We start from the raw sequence: 23,080 nt of genomic DNA, 5'->3' as shown, positions 1-23,080 counted from the left end.
GATCGCGCCGCGGCCGAACCGGTGCCCGCTTCCGCTACCCCTTCACCGCGCCCGAGATGAGCGCCGTCACGATCATCCGTTGCAGCGCCACGAACACCAGGACGGCGGGCAGGACCGCGATCAGGCAGGCTGCGGCGAGAAGCTGGGTGGTGGACGCGCTGACGGAGCCGGCGAAGTTGAAGATCGCGACGGAGATCGGCCAGTCCTGATCGCGCTCCAGAAGGATGAACGGGACCAGGAACTGCGACCAGTTCATCACCATCGTCAGCACGAAGGCCGAGGCGAGGCCGGACCGCGCCAGGGGCAGGACGATGCGGCCGAGGATCATCCAGCGGGACGCCCCGTCGATCTGGGCCGCCTCCTCGAGTTCCACCGGAATCGCGTCGAACGTGACCTTCAGGAGCCAGACGGCGAGCGGCATCCCGATGGCGCCGTAGACGGCGATGACGGAGAGGTCGAGGTTCAGAAGGTCGAGCGTGCTCATCCAGCGGTACAGCGGCACGAGGATCACGAGGGGGGAGATCATCTGCACGGCGAGAAGGCCGACGAGCACCGCGCCCTGACCCCGGAACGGGATGCGGGAGCAGGCATAGGCCGCCGGGATGGCCAAGGCGAGGGCCAGCGCGCCGCCGCAGGCCGAGAGCTTGAGGCCGTTCCAGAGGTAGGTCAGGAAGGCGCGGTCCGACAGGACGGCCCCGAAATTGTCCAGCGTCGGCGCCTCGGGAACGAAGCGCGCGGCGCCGAGATAGACCTCCGCCGGGGTTCGGATCGCAAGGCTGCCGAGCCAGGCGAAGGGCAGCAGGAAGAAGGCCGCGAGGAGTGCGAAGAGGGCATAGCTCGCGACATCGCCCCAGCGTGCGGCGCTCACGACGCGCCCCGGTCGCGGCCGATCCACCCGATCAGCAGCGTCAGCGTCATCCCGGCGGCGAAGAGCAGGAGCGCCAGAACGGCGCCGCCCGCGAGGTCGAGATTGTAGAAGACCGTATTGAAGGTGAAGAGCGCGAGGACCTCGGTCGCCCGGCCCGGCCCGCCGCCTGTGAGGGCCAAGATCGAGTCGAAGGTGTTGAGCGTCTGCACCGAAACGAGGACGGAGTTCACCGCGATGGCCCGTCTCATGAGCGGCAGAGTGATAGACCTGAACGTGCGCCACGGGCCGGCGGCGTCGAGCTCGGCCACCTCGTAGAGCACCGGGGGGATGCCGCGGCGGGCGGCGTAGAAGACGATCATGGAGAAGGCCGTGCCCTGCCAGAGGTTCGCGATGACCGCCGAGACCAGCGCCATCCTCGGATCGGAGAGCCAAGCGACAGGTCCCAGACCCGCGTATCCGAGCAGGCTGTTGAGCGTGCCGTAGGGCGCCTCGTCGAAGAGCAGCCCCCAGATCAGCCCGTTCGCGATCCCCGGCACGACCCAGGCCGCGAGAACGAGCGTCCGGAACGCTGCCATGCCCTTCAGCCCCCGCCGTTCTCCCCGCACGATCAGGAGCGCGATGGACAGCCCGGCGAGCTGGAGCGCGACGACGTTGACCGCCACGAAAATCGCCGTCGTCGCCAGCACCTTGCGCAGCGCCGGGTCACCGAGGATCGCGCGCATCGCGTCGAGGGACAGGCCGGTCGCCGGGGCGATCAGGGTCGCATCGCTGAAGGCGAGACGGACGACATCGAGGACAGGGATCGCGTAGAATAGGGCCAGGACCGCCACGGCCGGCAGGAGCCAGGGCCACGGCTGGCCCTGACCCGGCGGTCGCTCGCGGAGGGCCCTGGCTGCCGTCATTGCCGCGCGTAGGCCGACTCGACGGCTGCGGCAGCGGCATCCAGCGCCTCTTCGGGCTCCTGCGTGCCGGAGAGGACATTGCCGAGCAGGATCTGGATCTGGTTCGAAATCTCCGGATAGATCGCCGCGCCGGGCCGCGCGACGCCGTTCTCGAGCGCCTCGGCAAAGAGCTCGAATTCCGGGCCGTCATAGGCGTCGTACTCGGTGTAGATCGACGCGGATGTGGGCAAGAGCCCCTGGGCGGCATTGCCGGGCCCGGCATAGATCTCCTTCGCGATCTCGCCGCAGAGAGCGGCCTTCTCCGGATCGTCCGACAGCGCAGCGATGGACCATCCGCCGGTTCCGGTTGCGCGCTGGTCCGCCGTGGGTCCGGGCAGTTCGGAGACCGCCCAATCGGCGAACCGGTCCTCGGGCAGCGTGGTGCGCAGCTGGCCGTATTGCCAGTTGCCGCCAACGAACATCGCTGCGGAGGAGGCCGCGGCCGCAGCGGTGAAGGCGTCATAATCGGTGATCGAGGTGATCCGGGCCGGCGCGGCGCCACTGTCCACAAGGCCCTCGTAGTAGCGGATCGCGGCGAGGAACTTCTCGCGGTTCTCGCCCTCGGCGAAGATCGGCGCGCCATCCTCGTCCACGAGCCGGCCACCCTGCGCCCAGAAGTTCGCCAGCCAGTCGAAGGCCGTTCCCTCCCAGCGTCCGCCGTTAATCAGGATGCCCTCCCGGCCTTCCTCGGCTACGGCGAGCGCGGCGGCCTCGACCTCCGCCCAGGTCTGCGGCGCATCGGGGACCAGCGTAGTGTCGCGGTAGAGGACGCGCAGATCCGTGAACCACCACCAGGCCAGCACGTCGCCTGCCTCGTTCGTCACCGCATCCCGAACGAAGGGAAAGAGATCGGCCACGTCCTCCTCGCTGAACACGGCATTCATGGGACGCAGGACGCCCGTCTCCTTGAAGAGTGCGAGCTGGCTCGAATCGATCATCGCGCAATCTGGCCCGCGACCGGCCTGCGTCTGCTGCAGAAGCCGGGCCTGCTCCTGGCCGATATTCCCGGTCTGGAGCTGGGTCTCGATCTTCCAGTCCGGACGCTCGGAGATGAACTCCGAGAACAGCCGCTCGAAGGCCTCCTTCGTAGAGGGATCCGAGGAGTAGAGGTCATAGGAGGTCAGCCGGAAGGTCAGCGTGTTCGGCGCATCCGGCAGGCCGACGCGGTTCCGTCCGATCAGATCCTGCGCATGGGACGTGCCCGGCAGGGCAGCGATGGTGGCGAAGGCGGACAGGGCAGCGAGGATAGGCGTCTTCATGTCAGTTCTCCCGATTGGGTTCAGTCAAGGGCCGCTCGAAGACGGTCGTGAGAAGGGGGCGGAGCGCGTCCATGGGAAGGACGGGCGCGCCGGCATCCGGGATCAGGCCGGGGGTAAAGACCTCAGCCGGCAGGCGGTCCAGAAGGGCGGGATCGTCGGCGATGATGTGGATGGGCACGTCCGGCGGCGCGTCCTGCCCGGTCAGGAGCGGGGCGGGCTGATGGTCCCCGAGGACGATGAAGAGCGCCCCGTCCCCGAAGCGGGCGATGTACTGGCCGGTCACCTCAAGGGCGTAATCGAGGGACCTGGCGTATTGCGCGCGGATGCGATCCGGATCGGACCAGACCTCGCGCGGAGAATCGCCGTCGCGCTGCCGCCCGTCGAAGATCGCGCCGTCTCCGATATCCTCCCACGGAACGAGCCGGGGCAGGGGCGTCCACGGCGCATGGGAGGTGACGAGGGCGAGCTCGATCATGTCCGGGCCGGGACCGCGCAGGAGCCGGTCCATGGCGGTCCAGGTGTACTGGTCGGGCATCGTGACCCATTCGAACGGCTCGCCCGCATAGCCAAGACCGTCCGCATCGAGCGTGATGTCGTAGCCGAACCAGCCCGCCTCCGGCCAATCCAGCGTGATCGCCGGCATCGCCGCTCCGGTGCGCCAGCCGGCGGCGCCGAACAGGGCGTTCAGGGACATGCGGTCAGAGGTCATCAGGCGATCGTAGCGGACCTGGCTGTCGACCCATAGTCCAGAAAGCAGCGTGCCGTGAGCAAGCCAGCTCTGCCCGCCCCGCGTCGGCGCGGCCGTCCAGGCAGAGCGGGCGTGCCATCCGGCGTCCGCGAGGGTTTCGCTCACCGCGGAGAGGCGCGGGCCGGAGAGATCGCCGTAATCCGGCTCGTCCAGAAAGGTACGGCCGTAGGATTCGACGAAGGAGAGGATCACGTCGCGGCCTTCGAGGGCGGCGAAGGTGGCCTCTTCGGACGGCGAGGTCCGGAGCTCTTCGGTGAACTCCGCCAGATCCGCGACGCCCCGTCCCATCCGGCCGATCTGCTCTGCCACGATCGGTGTCGCGGAAAAGGCGGACCAGCCGGGCGTGACGTAGCTGAGGCCGAGGGGGGCGCCCGCAAGGATGACCGGTAGAGCTCGAGCCCATGGCGGAAGGCGGGAGAGGCGGGAGAGGCCGATCCAGAGCGTGGTCGCGGTGAGTGCCACGGCGAGGAGGATCGCCGCGATTCCGAGGGCGGCCTCGAGACGTCCGACGCTGGAGGCGAGGAGGGACCAGCCAGAGACGAGAAGGTGCAGGTCGAGGAGCGGATTGAACGGGCGGCTGAAGGCCATGTAGGTGCCGAGGTTCGAGACCCTGAGCACGATCAGCCCGACCGCGAGCAGCACAAGCGCGCCCCGCGTAATCCGCCACGGCAGCAGCGCCAGCGCGACGAGGGCGAGTGGCAGTTCCGTCGTCGGCCGCAGGAAACGGGAGGCGGTGAGGCCCGCGGGGTGCGAGGGCATGACCAGCACGAGATGCAGGATGAGGACGCCGAGGGCGATTGCGAGGCCATTTGCGATTGCGCGGCCCCTCATCGCCGATCCGCCAACTCTATATCCCGCACGCCGGAACCGGGGGAGGTGAGCAGAAGCGCCAGCGCAGGCAGAACGGAGATCAGCATTGCGAGACCGAAGGCGATCCCGGCGGCGACGCCGGCCGCCGGGCTCGCGCCAGCGATCGGGAAGAGCGCGGCGGCGGCGCCCTCGCGCCAGCCCCAGCCCGCCACGGTCAGCGGGATGACCATGGCGAGGAGGATCATCGGTATGAGAAGAAGAGCGGCGCCGAGTGGCAGCTCCACCCCGGTCGCCCGCGCGCAGGCGGCGAAGGCGGCGACGTTCAGAAGCGCGGCCCCGACGGAGAGCGCGGCATGGGCGAGACGCACCCTCGCGGTCGGGAGGCACTGCGCCACGAAGCCCGCGATCCGGCTGCCGCGCAGGGCGAATGCCGCGATAACAAGGGCCACGACGACAGCGATGGCCAGAGCGCTCCATCGGCCGACCGGCCACGCGATGGCGCCGGGGACCAGGAGGACCGAGATGAGCCCCGCCAGCGCAACCGCGAGCATCCCGGCCTGACCGAGGGCGCGCTCGAAGATCACCGCCTGCCCGGCGCGCCTCAGGCCGTTCTGCCCGATCCGGGAGCGCACCGCCCGGGCTCCGTCGCCGATGACGCCGCCCGGCAAGGTCGTGTTGGCCAGCTGCGACAGGAAATACTCGCGCACCGCCCAGCCCGCCGAGAACTCCATTCCGAGGCAGCGCGCCACCAGCCGCCATCTCAGCGCCATTGCAAGGGTCTGCGTCAGAAGGCAGGCCACCGCCACGGCGATCCAGACGGGCGCCACGGATTGCAGCCGCTCGATCACCTCGGCGCGGCCCACGGCCCAGATGAAGAGGGCGATCAGGAGGACCGATCCAGCGAGGCGGAGGGATCGGTTCACCGCGTCCTCGCCAGCCACAGGATATCGCGCCCGAAGGACCACGCGACGAGCGCCGCTGCGCCGAGGGCCGCCGGCCGCGCGAGGATCTCCGGCAAGAGAGGTGCCGTCAGGGCGGCGAGCGTGCCGATTTGAACAACGCAGACGGTCTTCCGGCGAAAGCTCTCGCGGAGCGGCGCCCGGAGCCACGGGAGCGCGGCCCCCGCCGCTACGAAGGCATAGCGGGCGAAGCCGAGGACGAGGAGCTCCGGCCCGCCGCGCCCGTTCAGCATCAGTGCGAGGGCAAGGATGGCTGCGAGAGCCGAATCGACCTCCATGTCGAAGCGTGCGCCGAAGGCGGAGGACAGTCCCTGCCGCCGCGCCAGCCATCCGTCGATCCCGTCGAGCGACAGCGTCAGGATGGCAAGCGCGAAGACGGGCCAGCCGGGCAGGACGCCACCGGTGAGACTGGCCGCCAGCCCCGCCGTCATCGCAAGGCGAATCGCGGTGACGAAGTTGCAGGCGCCGACGCGATCGTGCGGATAGTGATGGGACATGCCGCGCGTCGCGATGGTCGCGCCCGCGAGGAAGGTTGCGGCCGTCACCGTTACGCCGACGGGAGCCAGTCCCCAGCCCAGGGCAAGCGCAAGCGGCGCGATCGCCGTGCAGGCAAGCGCCATGCGCCACGCCGGAGAGGCGCCGGAGGGACCGACATCGGCACTCATGCGGCAAGTGCCTGGACGGTCACGTCGGCTCCCAGCGGAAGGTGGTCCGAGGCGGCGCGAACGGTCGGACCGTTCAGGGCCCGCGCGTTTCGGACCGCGCCCGGAGGGTCCGTCAGGATCCGGTCGAGCGGCAGGACGGGCCGGCCGGACGGAAAGGTGGACCGCCGCGGGCCGGCGAGGCGCAGGCCGGTGGCGCGGGGGTGCAGGGCCAGCCCGCCCCAGGGGCGCCACTCGTTCAGATCGCCGAGGAGCACGGTCTGCATGACGGGACGCCGCGCGATCACCTGGGCGATCAGCCGCAATTGGGCCACGCGGAGCACCTGCAGGAGCGACAGGTGACAGGACACGATGCGCAAGGCCCGGCCGGCAATCCGCGTCTCCGCCAGAACAGCGGCGCGAGGGCAATGCCCCGGAAGCTCGACGATGCGGCGCGATGTGATGTCGAATTCCGGGCCGAGATAGAGGACGTTTCCGAGGTATCCCGAGCTTTCAGGCCCCCACCGCATGTCCTCCTCGTCATGCAGGCTGCGAAGTCCGGTGAGCTCTTCGATGCGGCCGCCGTCGAGCAGCGCCCGGTGCGGGTGGTCGTCCGAATCTGCTTCCTGAAGCGCGAGAATGCGGGGCGCCGCGGGCCGGATGTCCTCCGCGATGGCGTCCACGATCCGCTTTCCGTCGCACCGCCCGTCGCGTCCGACCGCACGGTGGACGTTCCAGGTCACGCAGGAAACTGTCTGTGTCGTCACATGCGTACTTTCCGCATTCATCGTGGTGCAGGCCCGGTCGCCGGGCGCGGCATCCTTCTCAAGCTAGGATGCACCGAAGGCGCGGCAACGCCACGTTTGTCGCACCGGAGGATCGCCACCAGCCTTTCGTTGGCGGTGATTGAGCCGGCATTGCGGTCCCGGACGGCCTCGTACGCCCAACCGTTGTGAAAGGACGGCAGTCCAGCCCTCGCGAGGCGCGCGGCTCTGGTCCTTTGGGACCGGGCGTGCTCTTGATCCGGGCGGGAGGAGACGGGAGGCGGTAACGCCTTCTGCCCCGCCATTCGCAGGTGATCGCCCTGGACCTTAGAAATCCCCAGACCGGCCGACCGAGGGCGCAGGGACATCCCGCGCAGGCGATCGCGGGCGGGCTTCTGATTGCCACCACGATCCTGGTCATCTGCCACGAATGGTCCGGCCTTGCGGTTTTCGCCCTGCCGGCGGCCATCACGACCTTCGGAGCGATCGCACTTCTGGCCCTGCGCGTGGCCTGGTCGCGCAGGCTTTACCTGCTGATCGGGGTCGCCCTCTTCGCCGTCGTTGTCGCGGTGCTTCCGGGGTGGCGGGACGCGGCGGCAGCGGCCTTCGGGACCGCCAGCTTCATCGCCGCCTTCTTCACCGCCCTCATGACGATCCGCAGCGTTGCAGCAAGCTCACCCTCCATTCAGGCATGCGGGATGTTTCTCGCGCAGCAGCCGCCAGGGCGGCGCTACCTCGCGCTGACCATCGGCGGCCACCTCTTCGGGCTCATCCTGAGCTACGGCGCCATCTCGCTTCTGGGATCGCTGGCCGCGTCGAGCGTGGCGAAGGAGCCGGATCCCGAGATCCGCGCCCACCGCAAACGGCGCATGCTCGTGGCGATTCAGCGCGGTTTCGTCTCGACGCTGCCCTGGTCGCCGCTCGCGTTCGCCGTCGCGATCTCCACGACGCTGGTGCCGGGCGCCTCGTGGTCGGGCGCTGTCCTGCCCTGCCTCGTCAGCGCCCTGATTCTCTCCGGAACGGGCTGGGCGCTCGACACGATCTTCAAGCCGCGCCTGACCGTGCCGCGCCCCGCCGCGCGGGCCGAGGGCGGCTGGCTGAAAGCGATGGCGCCGCTCCTCGTTCTTCTTGCGATCCTGCTTTCTTGTGTGACCGCAATCTGGGCCGTGGCGGATTTGCGCATCATTGCCGCGGTGATGAGCGTGGTGCCGATCATCGCGCTTGTCTGGGCGGGGATCCAGGGGCAGGGCGAAGAGGGCGCGCTCCGGCATATTGGAAATCGCGCCGCCGCCTTCGCCGTGCGGGACCTGCCCGGCAACGGACCGGAACTGGTCCTTCTCGTCATGGCGGGGTTCATAGGAACGATCGGCGGGCAGCTCGCCGCGGCGGTCGTGCCGGGCACGGGCTTCGATCTGGCGGCCCTGCCCACGTGGTCGGTCCTCTTGATCCTGTTCTGGCTCATCCCGGTCGCGGGGCAGATCGGCATGAACCCGATTCTCGCGGTCTCCCTCATGGCGCCGCTCCTGCCGACGCCAGAGGCGCTCGGCGTCGCGCCCTCAACAGTGATCGTCGCGATCACCGGCGGCTGGGCGCTGAGCGGGTCGACCTCCCCCTTCACCGCGTCCACGCTTCTCATCGGCTCCTTGGGCGGCGTGAGCGCGACGCATGTGGGCCTGCGCTGGAACAGCGTCTACGCGCTGACCTGCGGTTTCGTCCTGTCCCTCTGGGTGCTTCTCCTTGCGATCCTCTCCTGAGGATTGCGCGCAGCTTCGGCCTCCTGACCGCCCGCTATTCGACGGCCTCGGCGGCGCTCAGTCCCGCGTCACGTCGAGCGGCTGGAAGACCGGTCCGCCATCGGCCTCTCCGTGGAAGGCGGTGACGCCGAAGATCGCGCGCATCCGGGCAGGCGTCAGGACCTCGGACGGCGGGCCGTCCGCCACGATGCAGCCGTCCTTCAGCGCGACGAGGCGGGTGCAGTGCCGCGCCGCGAGACCGAGGTCGTGAAGCGTGACGACGAGACCGTGGCCCTCGCCCGCCAGCGCGCGGAACACCTTCATCGTCGAAATCGCGTGAGAGGGATCGAGACCCGCTGCCGGTTCGTCCGCCAGCAGAAGGGGGGCCTCCTGCGCCAGCGCGCGGGCGATGAGGACGCGAGCCTGCTCGCCGCCCGACAGCCGCGTCGCGGCGCGGCGGCGCAGGTCCAGAAGGCCGGTACGCGCGAGGGCGGCCTCGACGGCATTCCGGTCGTCCGGCCCGGGCGCATGGGGGGTCCGGCCGAGGGCGACCACATCCTCCACCGCGATGGGCCACGCGATCTCCCGCGCCTGCGGCAGGAAGGCCGCCGCGCGGGCCCGCTCCCGCGGCGCAAGGTCCGCGAGGGAGCTTTGCCCCGATGAGGGCACGAGGCCGAGGGCGGCGCGCAGGAGCGTCGTCTTGCCGGCGCCGTTCGGGCCGATGAGCCCGACCAGCTCCCCACGTTCGACCTGAAGAGAAATATCGTTCAGGATCGGCCTGTTGCGGAGCGTAACCCGCAAGGACCGGAGGGTGAGGAGGCTCATGGCGCGCCCTCCGCCCGCGTCATCAGGATCAGGCGCAGGAAGACTGGTGCACCGATGAGGGCGGTCACGACACCGAGCTTCAGATCCTCTCCCGGCAGAACCACCCGGACCGCGATATCCGCGGCAAGGACCAGCGCCGCCCCGCCGAGCGCCGACGCCGGCAGAAGGCGCGAGGGGCGCGCGCCGGTCAACGGCCGGAGGACATGCGGCACGACGAGGCCGACGAAGCCGATGGTCCCCGCGACAGCCGTGGCCGCTCCGACGATTCCGGCAACGCCGACGACGAGGGCGAGGCGCAGGCGGCCGAGACGGATCCCCATCGCCTCGGCCGCATCCTCGCCCAGCGTCAGCGCGTCGAGGCCCCGCCGGGCCAGAAGGAGCGGAAGCGCCCCTGCCGCGATGAAGGGCGCCGCGAGCCAGACGTGGCGCATGGAGCGGTCGGCGAGCGACCCCATCATCCAGAAGACGATTTCGTTCGCTGCGAAGGGGTTGGGCGAGAGATTGAGGACAAGGGCCGTCAGCGCGCCTGCAAGCGAGGAGACGGCGATCCCGGCGAGGATCAGCGTGACGCTGCCGCCGCGGGGTCCGGCGAGAAGGAGGACGAGCACGACGCCCGCCGCCGCGAAGGCGAGGGCGAAGGCGGGCAGGGCAAGCGCATAGGCCGCGGCGAGCCCGGTCTGAAGCGCGAGGACCGCGCCGAAGGCCGCCGTGGCCGAGACGCCGATGAGTCCGGGCTCGGCGAGGGGGTTGCGCAGGTAGCCCTGCAACGCGGCGCCTGACAGCCCGAGGCCGCCGCCGACGAGGACGGCGAGCAGCGCGCGGGGAAGGCGGATCTCCCGCATGACGAGGGCAAGCGGCCCGTCGCTTCCCAAAAAGAGCGCGTTCAGCGACGTCAGGGGCCCGATCCCGGCCGGGCCTATGCTCAGCGAGACGAGGAAGAGCAAGACGACGAGCCCGGCGAGGGCGGCGGTCACGCGGCTCATCGCGCCTCCAGCCCACGCCTGAGCTCGGCGAGGCGCCGTACCGCGCGCAGGATATGGGGCGTGCCGCAAACCCGGTCCGCGCCCGGCAGCCCGGCATCGCGCCCGGCGGCGCGGATGCGCGCGAGGATCGGGTGGGACATGATTTCCTGGCGGCGGGAGAAGCCGGGCCCGTCATCGCCGCCGGTGATCACGAGGTCCGGCTCCAGGAGCGCGAGAAGTTCGAGGGGGAGCATGCCGCCATCCGAGAGGCCGGCCTCCTCGGCCACGTTCGAAAACCCGGCCGCCGAAAGCGCTTCCCCGTCGAGCGTGCGGCTGCCGGAGGTCCAGCCGCCGGCGCCGTAGAAGGCGGCCCTGGGGCCGGAGGCCCGGTCGGCGCGGAGTTCGTCCAGATCCTGATCGAAGCGTATGGCAATCTTCTCCGCGACCGTCTCGCGACCCAAGATCTCGCCCATTCGGCGGATCTGGCCTGCGACATCGGCGAAGGAATTGGCGGGCGGAAAGACTTCGACCGCGATCCCGAGGCGGCGGAGCATCTCCGTCGTCGCAAGGGAGGAGAAACTGCCGGAAAGGACGAGGTCCGGGGCGAGAAGGTAGATTTCCTCCGCCCGGCCCTGGTTGACCGGGTAGGCCAGCGCCTCATCCGCCATCGCGGAATAGGCCGGATCGCGCGTCAGGCGCGAGATCGAGACGAGCTGTCCCTCTCCGGCGACAAGCATGGCGAGCTGATCCGTGCACACGTTGAGGGAGACGACCCGTTCGGGGGCGGCCGTCTCACCCAGGGCCGGGGCAGCCGCAAGGACCACCCCAGCAAGGAGGGCTTCAGAAATCCGCCTGAAGACCGACATAGGCCGTCCGCCCGCGCGTCTCGTAGCCGAGCACCTCAGTATAGTCCTCGTCGAAGGCATTCTCGATCCGCGCGGTCAGGGAGACCTCGTCCGTGAGGGCATACCGACCGGAGAAATCGACGATCGTGAAATCGTCGAGTTCGATGTCATCAGCGTCGAAGGTGAAGAACTCGGTGTCGTAGAGCCCGCTCACATGGCGCACGTCCACCGCGGCGAGGGCGCGGTCGTCCAGGAAGGCGTAGGTGACGCCGAGGGACAGCTCATGCTCGGGGCGGCGGATCTCGGTGTCGCCGTCCGGGTCCTCGGCATCGAGCCAGGTGTAGGCGCCGCGGAAGGACAGATCCTCGGACACGTCGAGCAGCGCCGCGACCTCGACGCCGCGGCGGTCGCTCTCGCCGTCCTCGTTGCGATAATCGGGACCGCCCGGCGTGAACTGGTAGATGATCTCGTTCTCGAGAACTTCGCGGAAATAGGTCACGTCCACCGTGCCTCGCCCGCCGAGGACCGGAACCTCGATGCCGGCATCCCAGGAGCGGTTCGTCTCCGGCTCAAGATCGGGATTTCCGGTGCTGAACTGGGTATCGTAGAGCTCGATATAGGACGGATTGACCACGCCGCGGCCGGCGGAGGCGTGAAAGCGAAGGCCGTTCTCGAGCTGGTAGGACGCCGCGATGGTGTAGGTCCGCTCATCCTCGAACGGATCGTTCTCGCTGTAACGTACGCCCGCCTGCAGATCGAGCGCGCCGATGGCGCCGCGATATTCGAGGGCGATGGAGTCCGAGGACCGGTCGTAATCGGGATCGGTGGAGGAGCTGTCTTCTTTCTGTTCCAGAAGGAGATTCAGCTGGTGATCCGTGGTGGCGACGGAGCGCCCGTCCAGTCCGAAGCTCAGGATGTACTCGGCGGACGTCGTCTCGGTCTTGGTGGGCGCCTCGTCGTTCTGGGCCCGCTCGTTCTGGGTGTTCTTCCAGGAGAGGCGGTGGGTCAGGCGACCGTCCAGCATCTCGTACTCCGCCCAGATGCCGGCGGTCTGTTCCTCGACATGGGTCTCGTCATCCGAGTTGATGACGTAGTCGTCCGCGGTGGGAGCCGGGAAGACCGTGGCGTCGTACCCAAAGTCTTCCTCGGCGACACGGCCGATGGCGCCGATCGTCAGCCCGGGCAGGACTTCGTAATCGCCCTTGGCGACGACGGAGCGGCGTTCGGTGCCGTCGCGTTCCTCGCCCTCGCCGGAGAGGTCGACGCCCTCGTCCTCGCGGTCGGTGAATGACAGCGACATTCCGCCCCGATCATCCCGGAAGGAGACGTAGCCGGAGGAATTGTAGCTCCCGGCGCCGACCTCGAGCGAGCCGCCATATTGCGTGCCGGTGGATCCGGTGCGGGTGATGATGTTTACGACGCCGGAGGAGGCGTTGGAGCCGTAGAAGACCGATTGCGGCCCGCGCAGAACCTCGATGCGCTCGATGTTCCGCGCCGAGAGCCCGGAGAGGTAGTATTCGCCGTCGCCCGCCGCGGCTTCGATTCCGTCGATCAGTACCAGCGTGTGGTTCGCCTCGCCGCCACGGATCCGGATCTGGGAGAGGTTCGAGGACGTGCCGTTGACGGAAACGCCGGGCAGGGCGGTCAGCGCCTCCTGCACGGTGGCGATGCCGCGGGCCTCGAGTTCCTCGCCGGTGACAATGCTGGCGGCGCGGGCATAATCCCCGAAGCGCAGCGGCGTGAGCCCGCCCGAGACGAAGATCGTGTCGAGATCGAAGGCATCCGTGGCCAGCACCTCCTGTGCGTGAAGGGCGATCGGCGTGAGGGCCGTTGTGGCGACAAGGCCGGCGGACAGTAAGGACGCGCGCATCGGCGGGGCTCCCGTGATGCGCCCCGGGACCTTCCCGGGGCGCCAGCTGCGGTTGTGCCGGACGGGGAAGGGACAGGACCACGCCACGGGCACGACGAAGTCACCGCTGACGGAAGTCTTTTCCGTAGCCCGACGCGCGCCCCGCGGCCGAACAGGGTGATCACCTCGGCAGGTCTCCTGGCTTGCGGGTCGCAGCTTCGCCGGGCCTTCCCGCGCGAGGATCGCGCAGTGACATGTTCCGACGTCGCTCACCGCCTACAGTTGCGGGGGCAGCCGCGGAATCGGCCCCGTTCCCGAAGCCTGACCGCGTTCCCTATTCACCGCGCATGTGGCGCGGACCGAAGCCTGATCGGCGTAGCTTTCACCGCACGTTCCGGCAAGCGATTCCGTGCGGCCGCGCTCGCTCGCGGCAAAATCGCCACGGCGCGCAATGCGAGGTTGAAGGCCCGACGATCACCGCCGCATTGGGCGAGAGGATCCGGGGTGCTCCTAAGACAGCGTCTCCGCGGTCGGGAAGTGAGCATGACGCCGGGCACCTAAGCCTGTCGCAGCGATCAGGTCAGCTCGGAATGAGGACATGCCCTTCGAAGAGGCGACGCGCGGTCCGGATGACAGCGCCGTGGACGGCGTGGGGCGTTCCGTTCCGGTCCTCGATTCTGGCATCGACCTCGAGAAGACCCGAAGGATGCCCGATGCGCAGGCTCCCCTCCCTCTGCCGCGCGATGCGGGCGGGGAGGCTTCCGGGCAGACGGGCCGCGACGCCGAGGCAGAGCCCGCCGGTGAGCGGTACCGCGCGGTGCGGATTGCCGATGGAGATCATGCGCACGCCGATGTCGAACGCGTCAGCTTGCATCGTTTGGCCGGACAGAAGCGTATAGTCCGTGGGCAGAAAAACCATCGCGACCTTGGGGATCGACGGGATGCCGCCGGCCGCCTCGGGCGTCTCGGCGATGCCCATGGCGACGGACGCGGCCCGGCGGATGTCTTCCATCGTCTTCATGAAGTCTTCGTCCGCCTCGAGCGCCTCGGGATGCTCGGTTCCGGTCTTGCCGACGGTGGCGGGCTCGAGGAAGACGCAGGGATTTGCCGCGTCCACCATGGACAGGGTCACCTTGCCGATATCCGGCACATCGAGGACGCTCTCGGCCTCGCCGTCTGCCGGCAGGAGGTGCCCTGTTCCGGCGCCGCCCGGATCGAGGAATTCCAGACGGATCGGCGCGGCGGTCCCGGAAACGCCATCGATGGCCTGATTGCCTGACACCGCGGCGGTCCCGTCCCTGACCTCGAAGCGGGAGACGATGATCTTACCGGTGTTGGTATTGTGGATGCGAACGGCGGCCTCGCGGTCCGCGCCCGTGGTCATTCCCTCGTCAAAGGCGAACGGCCCCATCGCTGAGGACATGTTGCCGCAATTGCCGCTGGCATCGACAATCTCGTCCGCGACGCCGATCTGATAGAAGCTGTAATCGACATCGGCGTCGGGCCGGCTCGGCGGGCCGACGACGCAGACCTTGGAGAGCGACGAGATGCCGCCGCCCATGCCGTCGAGCTGACGCTTGTTGGGATCGGGGGATCCCATCGCGGCGAGGAAGATCGCTGGCCAGCGGGACTCGTCGTCAGGCAGGTCCCCGCGCCGGAAGACCAGCGCGTTGGACGTGCCGCCGCGCATGAAGGTGCAGGGGATGCGGGTATAGCTCATGGAGCCCTCCTTGTCCGCCCGGACCGAAGGCGGAGTGTGACATGGCGGTGCCGCGAGGGATCGTCACGGGATCGGTCCCGGGAACTCTAATCGCGGACGTGTCCTAGGGACCAGACGAGACTGGTATTGTCGCCGCCTGATTTGAGAGCGTCCTCCGGCGCAGTGCAGCCAGCTTCACGGGCGGAGCAACCCGAACAGCTGCCAGCGCTACGGACGACGCGACGCACGACGCGGACCAATGATCCGTCTTCAGCACTTTGATGGGAGGACCGAATGGAGCGGGCGAGGCGATTCGAACGCCCGACCCTTACCTTGGCAAGGTAATGCTCTACCCCTGAGCTACGCCCGCTTCCTTTCGGTGAGCGGGGATTTAGACTTTGTGGCCGAGGGCTGCAAGAGGTTTTTTCCGCCAATTTCCGCCGCCGTGGCGTAAGGTTGGAGGAAAAGGCCGGAAGACCCGCGCGAGGCCTTCCGGGCCTTGGTTCAGGCCCGCTTCCTCTCGCCCATGGCAAGCGCGGCCTCGCCGCGGCGACGACGTTTGCCGCGGATAAGGTTCAGCACCTCGACGCCGCCGGCGAAGACCATGGCGGCATAGATGAACCCCCGCTCGATGTGCTGGTGGAAGCCGTCGGCAACCAGCGCCATGCCGACCATGACGAGGAAGGCGAGGGCCAGCATCTTGGTCGAGGGATGGGCCTCGACGAAGTTTGCGATCGGCGTAGCGGCGGCCATCATGACGAGGATCGCGACGACCACGGCGGCGATCATGACCGGCAGGTGGTCGGCGATCCCCACGGCGGTGATGACGCTGTCGAGGGAGAAGACGAGGTCCAGCACCATGATCTGCGCGATGACGGCGGCGAATGTCGCTTCGGCGACCTTCGTCTCGCCGTGGGGGCCGCCCTCGACCTCAGCGAAGATCTCGGTGGCGGCCTTGTAGATCAGGAAGAGACCGCCGGCGATCAGGATCACGTCCCGCCAGGACAGATCGAAGCCGAGGATCGTCAGGATGGGCTCGGACAGCGAGACGATCCAGGCGATGGAGGCCAGAAGCGCGATCCGCAGGATCAGCGCCCCCGAGAGGCCGACGAGCCGCGCGCGGCGGCGCTGCGCTTCGGGCAGGCGACCCGCGGCAATCGAGATGAAGATGACGTTGTCGACCCCGAGGACGATCTCGAGGATCGTCAGCGTAAGGAACGAGGCCCAGACAGCGGGGTCGGACAGAAGCTCGAGCATGATGCACCGGATGCAGGTATGACCGCCGGGAGATAGAGGCCTCCCGGCGGGTTGCAAGCTCCGGTGGCCGGACCTGTCATTCCAGTTCGATCAGCAGGTCCTTGGCATCGATCTGGTCGCCCGGCTTGACGTGCACCGCCTTGACGGTGGCGTCGCGGTCGGCGGAGAGGCCGGTTTCCATCTTCATCGCCTCGATGGTCAGGAGCTGATCGCCCGCGGCGACGCTCTGTCCGGCGGAGACGGGGACGGAGGCGATCACGCCGGGCATCGGCGCGCCGACATGGGCGGCATTGCCGATCTCCGCCTTCGGCCGGACGGCCGCGGTCGCCTTCACGCTGCGGTCCGTGACGCGGATGGTGCGGGGCTGGCCGTTGAGTTCGAAGAAGACCCGGGCAATGCCCTCGTCATTCGTTTCCCCGCGGGCGGCCATGCGGATTTCCAGCGTCTTGCCGGGGTCGATCTCCGCCTGGATCTGGTCGCCCGGCTCCATGCCGTAGAAGAACGTGCTCGTCGGCAGAACCCGGACGGGCCCGTATTCCTGATGCCGCCCGAGGTAGTCGGAGACGACCTTGGGATACATGAGGTAACCGTTCAGATCCTCGTCGTCGATCTCGCTCAGCTCGAACGTCTGCTGAAGCTCCTTGCGCGTGCCCTCGATGTCGGCGGGCGGGAGGGCGGCGCCGGGGCGTTCCGTCATCGGCTTCTCGCCGCGGAGGACCTTCTTCTGGATCTTGTCCGGCCATCCGCCCGGGGGCTGGCCGAGATTGCCGCGCATCATGTCCACGACAGAATCGGGGAAGGAGACCTCGCGCTTGGGATCCTCCACGTCGGCGCGGGTGAGGCCCTGGCTCACCATCATCAGCGCCATGTCCCCCACCACCTTCGAGGAGGGCGTGACCTTCACGATGTCGCCGAACATCTGGTTAACGTCGGCATAGGTCTGGGCGACCTCGTGCCAGCGCTCCTCGAGACCGACGGAGCGGGCCTGTGCCTTGAGGTTGGTGAACTGACCGCCCGGCATCTCGTGCAGGTAGACCTCGGAGGAGGGCGCCTGCATGCCGCTTTCGAAGGCGGCGTAATGGTTGCGGACATGTTCCCAGTAGTTGGAGATCTCGCGCACCGCGCCGATATCGAGCCCGGTGTCCCTGTCCGTCAGCGCCAGCGCCTCGACGATGGTGCCGAGGGTTGCCTGGCTGGTGTTGCCCGACAGCGCATCCATCGCGCAATCGACCGCGTCGACGCCGCTTTCGGCCGCGGCGAGGATCGTGGCGCAGGCGATGCCGGCGGTGTCATGGGTATGGAAGTGGACCGGCAGGCCGACCTCCTCCTTCAGCGCCTTGACGAGGATGCGGGCGGCGGCAGGCTTCAGAAGCCCCGCCATGTCCTTGAGGCCGAGGATGTGGGCGCCGGCATCCTTCAGCTCCTGCGCCATGCCGACATAGTATTTCAGGTCGTACTTGGCGCGATCGGCGTCGAGCAGGTTGCCGGTGTAGCACACCGTCCCCTCGCAGACCTTGCCGCTTTCGAGAACGGCATCCATCGCGACGCGCATGTTCTCGGTCCAGTTGAGGCTGTCGAACACGCGGAAGACATCGACGCCGCTTTCGGCCGCCTGGGCCACGAAGGACTGCACGACATTGTCGGGATAATTCGTGTAGCCGACGCCGTTTGAGCCTCGCAGGAGCATCTGCGTCATCAGGTTGGGCATCCGGGCGCGCAGATCCCGCAGGCGCTGCCACGGGCATTCCTGCAGGAAGCGGTAGGCGACATCGAAGGTCGCGCCGCCCCAGCACTCCATCGAGAAGAGCTGCGGCAGGTTGGCAGCATAGGCGGGCGCGACGCGGATCATGTCGATGGAGCGCATCCGGGTCGCAAGGAGGGACTGGTGCCCGTCCCGCATGGTGGTGTCGGTAATCAGGAGCTGTTTCTGGTCCAGCATCCAGTCCGCGACGGCCTGCGGGCCGAACTCGTCGAGGATGGTGCGGGTGCCGGGGGCCGGCTCCGCGCGCGCCTCGGGCGCGACCGGCTCCCTGATCCCCTCGGCCGGCCGCACGCGCCCTGCCGTCTCGGGATGCCCGTTCACGGTGATGTCGGCGATGTAGGTCAGGATCTTCGTCGCGCGGTCCCGTTGGGGCGGGAAGTGGAAGAGCTCCTCGGTCTCGTCGATGAACTTCGTGGAATACTCGTTCGAGACGAATTTCGGGTGCTTCAGCAGGTTCTGCACGAAGGCGATGTTGGTCGCGACGCCGCGCACGCGGAACTCCCGGAGGGCCCGGTCCATCCGCGCGATCGCGGCCTCGGGCGTCCGCGCCCAGGCGGTGACCTTGGTCAGAAGCGAATCGTAGTAGCGGGTGATGACGGCGCCCGAATAGGCGGTGCCGCCGTCGAGCCGGATGCCCATGCCGGTGGCGGAGCGGTAGGTGGTGATCCGGCCGTAATCGGGAATGAAGTTGTTGAGAGGATCCTCGGTGGTCACACGGCACTGCAGCGCGTGTCCGTCGAGCTGCACGTCGTATTGCGAGGCGACGCCGGTCGCTTCCGTCAGGCTCTTGCCCTCGGCGATGAGGATCTGCGCCCGGACGATGTCGATCCCGGTGACTTCCTCGGTCACCGTATGCTCGACCTGCACGCGCGGGTTCACCTCGATGAAGTAGAACTCGCCGGTTTCCATATCCATCAGGAACTCGACGGTGCCGGCGCATTCGTAGCCGACATGCTCGCAGATCTTCCGGCCGAGGTTGCAGAGACGTTCGCGCTGCGCTCCCGACAGGTACGGCGCCGGCGCCCGCTCGACGACCTTCTGGTTGCGGCGCTGCACCGAGCAATCGCGCTCCCAGAGATGGTAGATGTTGCCCTGCTTGTCGCCGAGGATCTGCACCTCGACGTGGCGGGCGCGGGTGATCATCTTCTCGAGGTAGCCCTCGCCGTTGCCGAAGGCGGCCTCCGCTTCGCGCCGGCCCTCGCGCACCTTCTCCTTGAGCTCGTCCGGGCCCATGATCGGCCGCATCCCCCGGCCGCCGCCGCCCCAGGACGCCTTCAGCATCAGGGGATAGCCGACCTCCTCGGCCTGGCGGGCGATCTCGTCCATGTCCTCGCCCAGGACCTCGGTCGCCGGGATGACGGGGACACCGGCCTCGATCGCCACGCGCCGGGCGCTGGCCTTGTCGCCGAGCGCGCGCATGGTCTCGGCGCGGGGACCGATGAAGGTGATGCCGGCCTCGGCGCAGGCTTCCACGAGCGCGGGGTTCTCGGACAGCAGCCCGTAGCCGGGGTGAACCGCATCGGCGCCCGACTGCTTCGCGACCCGTATGATCTCCTCGATCGAGAGATAGGCTGCGACGGGGCCCATCCCGGCGCCGATCCTGTAGGCCTCGTCGGCCTTGAAGCGGTGAAGGGAGAGCCGGTCCTCCTCGGCGTAGACCGCGACCGTCTTCTTGCCGAGCTCGTTCGCCGCGCGCATGATGCGGATGGCGATTTCACTTCGGTTCGCGATCAGGATCTTCTGGAAATCGGCCATCGTCGTCCCCGCATTATGCATTTGCAGCATAAGGTGTAGGGGCGATGCTCCGGGGGGTAAAGACTGCAGCGGCGGCGGTCAGCGGCGGGGGTAGCGCCCGCGCGACCGGAAGACGGCGCCGAGGACGAGGACGATCGCGCAGGCGACCAGTCCGGCCAGACGCTCCGTCAGGCCGTCGATATGATCGGGCGAGAGCAGGTAGATCGCGGAGGAGATGACCCATAGCACGGCGAGGCCGAGCAGCACCGGCCGCGCCCAAGCGATCTCCCGCCCTGCGCCGGCGGACATCAGCACGGGCACCGCGGCGAACAGGACGCCGAGGGCATAGACGAGGTAGCTGTGGATGACGACGCCGCCCGTGTCGTTGTCGCCGTATTCGTTGCGCGCGCCGATGACGACGACGAGACCCGCGAGGAGAACGAGGCAGAAGATCGCAGCCGTCCAGCCGTCCCCGCCCAGATGCGAGTGGGCCGCTGCGAGGGCGAGGGCGAAGAGCGCTCCCGCAAACCCGTAGAGCGCCACGTCCATCACGATTTCTCCCTGGCCCGCCGCGAGGTCCGAAATCGAATCCGAGATCCAGTTGTACTCCGCAGGCACGACGAAGGGCCCGATGAGGACGCCGAGGACGAGGGCCAGCACGCCCGCGAACGCGATGACGGCCAGAATGCGCAGAAGGCCCGATCTCTCCGAGCCCGGTGTGTAGAGCGTGTTCTGCATCAAAGTCCTCATGCGCGAAGGAATGGCCATCGGCACTTGATGTCCCACGGGGCAAGCCCTGGGAACTGGCGGGGTTCCGGTGGCGTGGCGCAATTCGGGCGCCTCACGGGGATCTGGGCGGAACGGAAGGCGAACGCGGGCTTTCCATTCCGACCTGCAGCGATTAGTTTGTCGTCCCATGAGCAGCTTCGACGATCATGACGCCTTCGCCTCCGCCGTTCCCCTGTCGCAGCGCGCGATGGCCGGGCGCGGCGCGCCCTATCTCGACGGGCTGAACCCCGCGCAGAAGGAAGCGGTCGAGACCCTCGAGGGGCCCGTCCTAATGCTCGCGGGGGCCGGCACCGGCAAGACTCGCGCGCTGACCGCCCGGATCGCGCACCTGCTGGCGACCGGAACGGCGCGCCCGAACGAGATCCTCGCCGTCACCTTTACCAACAAGGCCGCGCGCGAGATGAAGACCCGAGTGGGCAAGCTCCTCGGCGAGGGGGCTGAGGGGATGCCCTGGCTCGGCACGTTCCACTCGATCTGCGTGAAGCTGCTGCGCCGGCATGCCGAGCTGGTGGACCTGAAGTCGAACTTCACCATCCTCGACACCGACGACCAGCTGCGGCTCCTCCGCCAGCTCATCCAGGCCGAGGGAATCGACGAGAAGCGCTGGCCGCCTCGGATGCTTGCGTCGATCATCGACGGCTGGAAGAACCGCGCGCTGCGCCCGGATGCCGTCCCGGCCGCCGATGCCGGCGCGTTCGACCGCAAGGGCGTGCGCCTCTACGCCGCGTACCAGGATCGGCTGAAGACGCTGAACGCCTGCGATTTCGGCGACCTGCTTCTGCACATGGTCACGATCTTCCAGACCCATGACGACGTTCTGGAGCAGTATCGCCGCTACTTCCGCTTCATCCTCGTGGACGAGTACCAGGATACCAACGTCGCGCAGTACATGTGGCTGCGGCTCCTGGCGGGCGGGCACAAGAACATCTGCTGCGTCGGCGATGACGATCAGTCGATCTACGGCTGGCGCGGCGCCGAGGTGGGAAACATCCTGCGATTCGAGCAGGATTTCCCGGGCGCCCATACGGTCCGGCTCGAACAGAACTATCGCTCCACGCCCCATATTCTCGCGGCCGCCTCCGGCGTGATCGCCAGCAACAAGGGGCGCCTCGGCAAGACGCTCTGGACCGAGGAGAAGGACGGCGAGAAGGTCCGCCTGATCGGCCACTGGGACGGTGAGGAGGAGGCCCGCTGGATCGGGGAGGAGCTCGAGGCGATGGGCCGGGGCACGCGCGGCCTGCGGCCCGTCTCCCTCGACGAATGCGCCATCCTCGTGCGGGCCTCGCACCAGCTCCGGGCCTTCGAGGACCGGTTTCTGACCATCGGTCTGCCCTACCGCGTCATCGGGGGCCCGCGATTCTACGAGCGGCTCGAGATCCGGGACGCGATGGCCTATTTCCGCCTCGCCGTCAGTCCCGATGACGATCTGGCCTTCGAGCGGATCGTGAACACGCCGAAACGCGGCCTCGGCGACAAGGCGCAGCAGAAGATTCAGGTTGCGGCCCGCTCGAACGGCGTGAACCTGCTCGAGGGCGCACGCATCCTGCTGGCGTCCAAGGGACTGACCGGCAAGGGCGCCGCCGCGCTCGCGGAGCTCGTCTCCGGGATCGATCGCTGCCACGCGCAGGTTCGCTCCGGTGGCTCCCATATCGAGACCGCCGAGATGATCCTCGACGAATCAGGTTACACCACGTTCTGGCAGAACGAGAAGACACCCGAAGCCCCCGGGCGCCTCGAAAACCTCAAGGAACTCGTGAAGGCGCTGGAGAATTTCGACAACCTCCAGGGCTTCCTCGAACACGTCTCCCTGATCATGGACAACGAATCGGAGGATACCGAGGCGAAGGTCACCCTGATGACGCTCCACGCCGCGAAGGGTCTCGAATTTCCCGCCGTCTTCCTGCCGGGCTGGGAGGATGGGCTCTTCCCGAACCAGCGCGCATTGGACGAGCAGGGGATGAAGGGCCTCGAGGAGGAGCGCCGTCTGGCCTATGTCGGCATCACCCGCGCCGAGGAGCTCTGCACGATCTCCTTCGCGGCGAACCGGCGCATCTACGGACAGTGGCAATCCGCGCTGCCCTCCCGCTTCATCGACGAGCTACCCGAAGCCCATGTGGACGTTCTGACCCCGCCGGGTCTCTACGGTGGCGGATTCGGGGCTGCGGGCATGGCGGCGAGCGCATCGCCGGCCATCTCCGGCGCCATGGGCTCGGACATGCACGAGAAGGCGAGCAAGGCCGACGTCTACAATTCACCGGGTTGGCGCAGGATGCAGTCCCGCTCGGCGCAACGATCCGTCTCGCAGCCGCAGGAATCGCGGAACATGGTGATCGATCTCGAGGCGGTAAGCGCCTTCACCGAGGGCGACCGCGTCTTTCATCAGAAGTTCGGCTATGGCGATGTGATCGGGATCGAGGGAGACAAGCTCCAGATCTCCTTCGACAAGGCCGGTGCGAAGAAGGTGGTTGCGAAATTCGTCGTTCCTGCCGCCTCGGCCGGAGACGTTCCGTTCTGATCCAGCGGCGCGTTGCGCCACAACAGGCTGAGGCCTGATCCCGCCCCGCTCCCGGGGCGGCCCGTCCTTCCTCCATTCGCAGATCACGCCTCCGACAGGTTCGCGGGGCGCACGAGCCGT

At 68.3% G+C, this 23,080-nt stretch carries 17 protein-coding genes, 1 tRNA gene and 1 riboswitch; of the genes, 2 read left to right on the top strand and 16 right to left on the bottom strand.

All coding sequences use genetic code 11. The annotated features are described in order from the left end of the window. Positions 1-34: 34 nt before the first annotated feature. From DQG15_RS08515 to DQG15_RS08485, 7 genes are read right to left on the bottom strand one after another with little or no spacing between them, the layout of a single operon-like run. Positions 35-868, bottom strand: a complete 834-nt coding sequence (locus tag DQG15_RS08515; protein WP_116084739.1) for a carbohydrate ABC transporter permease — start codon at positions 866-868, stop codon at positions 35-37. Then, positions 865-1,770 carry a carbohydrate ABC transporter permease gene (locus tag DQG15_RS08510; RefSeq protein ID WP_116084404.1) on the bottom strand — a complete coding sequence of 302 codons (906 nt, stop codon included), beginning with the start codon at positions 1,768-1,770 and terminating at the stop codon, positions 865-867. The genes DQG15_RS08515 and DQG15_RS08510 overlap by 4 nt, the downstream gene beginning before the upstream one ends. Continuing rightward, complete coding sequence (locus DQG15_RS08505) at positions 1,767-3,068, bottom strand: extracellular solute-binding protein (protein ID WP_116084403.1); 1,302 nt, start codon at positions 3,066-3,068, stop codon at positions 1,767-1,769. Before DQG15_RS08505 ends, DQG15_RS08510 begins: the two co-directional genes overlap by 4 nt. A gap of 1 nt (position 3,069) precedes the next feature. Next, entirely contained in the window at positions 3,070-4,647 is a 1,578-nt protein-coding gene (locus DQG15_RS08500; protein WP_116084401.1) for a sulfatase, read from the bottom strand. Continuing rightward, entirely contained in the window at positions 4,644-5,549 is a 906-nt protein-coding gene (locus DQG15_RS08495; protein WP_116084737.1) for a lysylphosphatidylglycerol synthase transmembrane domain-containing protein, read from the bottom strand. The genes DQG15_RS08500 and DQG15_RS08495 overlap by 4 nt, the downstream gene beginning before the upstream one ends. Further along, a complete protein-coding gene (locus tag DQG15_RS08490; RefSeq protein ID WP_232830767.1) occupies positions 5,546-6,250 on the bottom strand; it encodes a CDP-alcohol phosphatidyltransferase family protein in 705 nt (234 codons plus the stop codon). Before DQG15_RS08490 ends, DQG15_RS08495 begins: the two co-directional genes overlap by 4 nt. Continuing rightward, positions 6,247-6,993, bottom strand: coding sequence for an endonuclease/exonuclease/phosphatase family protein (locus tag DQG15_RS08485; protein WP_232830766.1), 747 nt, complete (start codon positions 6,991-6,993; stop codon positions 6,247-6,249). Before DQG15_RS08485 ends, DQG15_RS08490 begins: the two co-directional genes overlap by 4 nt. A gap of 308 nt (positions 6,994-7,301) precedes the next feature. Between DQG15_RS08485 and DQG15_RS08480 the strand changes: the two genes are divergently transcribed. Continuing rightward, positions 7,302-8,744 carry a hypothetical protein gene (locus DQG15_RS08480; protein ID WP_232830765.1) on the top strand — a complete coding sequence of 481 codons (1,443 nt, stop codon included), beginning with the start codon at positions 7,302-7,304 and terminating at the stop codon, positions 8,742-8,744. A 57-nt stretch (positions 8,745-8,801) separates the two neighbouring features. Here the strand turns inward: DQG15_RS08480 and DQG15_RS08475 are convergent, their stop codons facing one another. From DQG15_RS08475 to DQG15_RS08435, 9 genes are all read right to left on the bottom strand, one after another. Continuing rightward, entirely contained in the window at positions 8,802-9,548 is a 747-nt protein-coding gene (locus DQG15_RS08475) for an ABC transporter ATP-binding protein (RefSeq protein WP_116084398.1), read from the bottom strand. Further along, a complete protein-coding gene (locus DQG15_RS08470) occupies positions 9,545-10,531 on the bottom strand; it encodes an iron ABC transporter permease (protein WP_116084396.1) in 987 nt (328 codons plus the stop codon). Before DQG15_RS08470 ends, DQG15_RS08475 begins: the two co-directional genes overlap by 4 nt. Further along, positions 10,528-11,376, bottom strand: coding sequence for an ABC transporter substrate-binding protein (locus DQG15_RS08465; protein ID WP_116084394.1), 849 nt, complete (start codon positions 11,374-11,376; stop codon positions 10,528-10,530). The genes DQG15_RS08470 and DQG15_RS08465 overlap by 4 nt, the downstream gene beginning before the upstream one ends. Continuing rightward, positions 11,351-13,225 (bottom strand): TonB-dependent siderophore receptor, encoded by a 1,875-nt coding sequence (locus DQG15_RS08460; RefSeq protein ID WP_116084392.1) that lies wholly within the window; start codon positions 13,223-13,225, stop codon positions 11,351-11,353. Before DQG15_RS08460 ends, DQG15_RS08465 begins: the two co-directional genes overlap by 26 nt. Before the next feature lie 149 nt (positions 13,226-13,374). Next, positions 13,375-13,583, bottom strand: a riboswitch (cobalamin riboswitch). Between the two features lie 201 nt (positions 13,584-13,784). Further along, positions 13,785-14,924 carry a 2-methylaconitate cis-trans isomerase PrpF family protein gene (locus tag DQG15_RS08455; RefSeq protein WP_116084390.1) on the bottom strand — a complete coding sequence of 380 codons (1,140 nt, stop codon included), beginning with the start codon at positions 14,922-14,924 and terminating at the stop codon, positions 13,785-13,787. Positions 14,925-15,198: 274 nt separating this feature from the next. After that, a tRNA-Gly gene (locus tag DQG15_RS08450) sits at positions 15,199-15,273 on the bottom strand. A gap of 134 nt (positions 15,274-15,407) precedes the next feature. Further along, positions 15,408-16,160 (bottom strand): TerC family protein, encoded by a 753-nt coding sequence (locus DQG15_RS08445; protein ID WP_116084388.1) that lies wholly within the window; start codon positions 16,158-16,160, stop codon positions 15,408-15,410. A gap of 76 nt (positions 16,161-16,236) precedes the next feature. Beyond that, entirely contained in the window at positions 16,237-19,677 is a 3,441-nt protein-coding gene (locus tag DQG15_RS08440; protein WP_116084732.1) for a pyruvate carboxylase, read from the bottom strand. Positions 19,678-19,755: 78 nt separating this feature from the next. Then, a complete protein-coding gene (locus DQG15_RS08435; RefSeq protein WP_232830764.1) occupies positions 19,756-20,406 on the bottom strand; it encodes a DUF998 domain-containing protein in 651 nt (216 codons plus the stop codon). Positions 20,407-20,572: 166 nt separating this feature from the next. Here DQG15_RS08435 and DQG15_RS08430 point away from each other — a divergent pair, with 166 nt between their 5' ends. Then, a complete protein-coding gene (locus DQG15_RS08430) occupies positions 20,573-22,960 on the top strand; it encodes an ATP-dependent helicase (protein ID WP_116084384.1) in 2,388 nt (795 codons plus the stop codon). Positions 22,961-23,080 lie beyond the last annotated feature (120 nt).

The sequence above is a fragment of the Tropicimonas sp. IMCC34011 genome (assembly GCF_003390865.1).
In the GTDB taxonomy this organism is placed as follows: Bacteria; Pseudomonadota; Alphaproteobacteria; order Rhodobacterales; family Rhodobacteraceae; genus Tropicimonas_B.
Note: the sequence above shows the minus strand (reverse complement) of the source record. Positions and strands in the feature narration are given on the sequence as shown.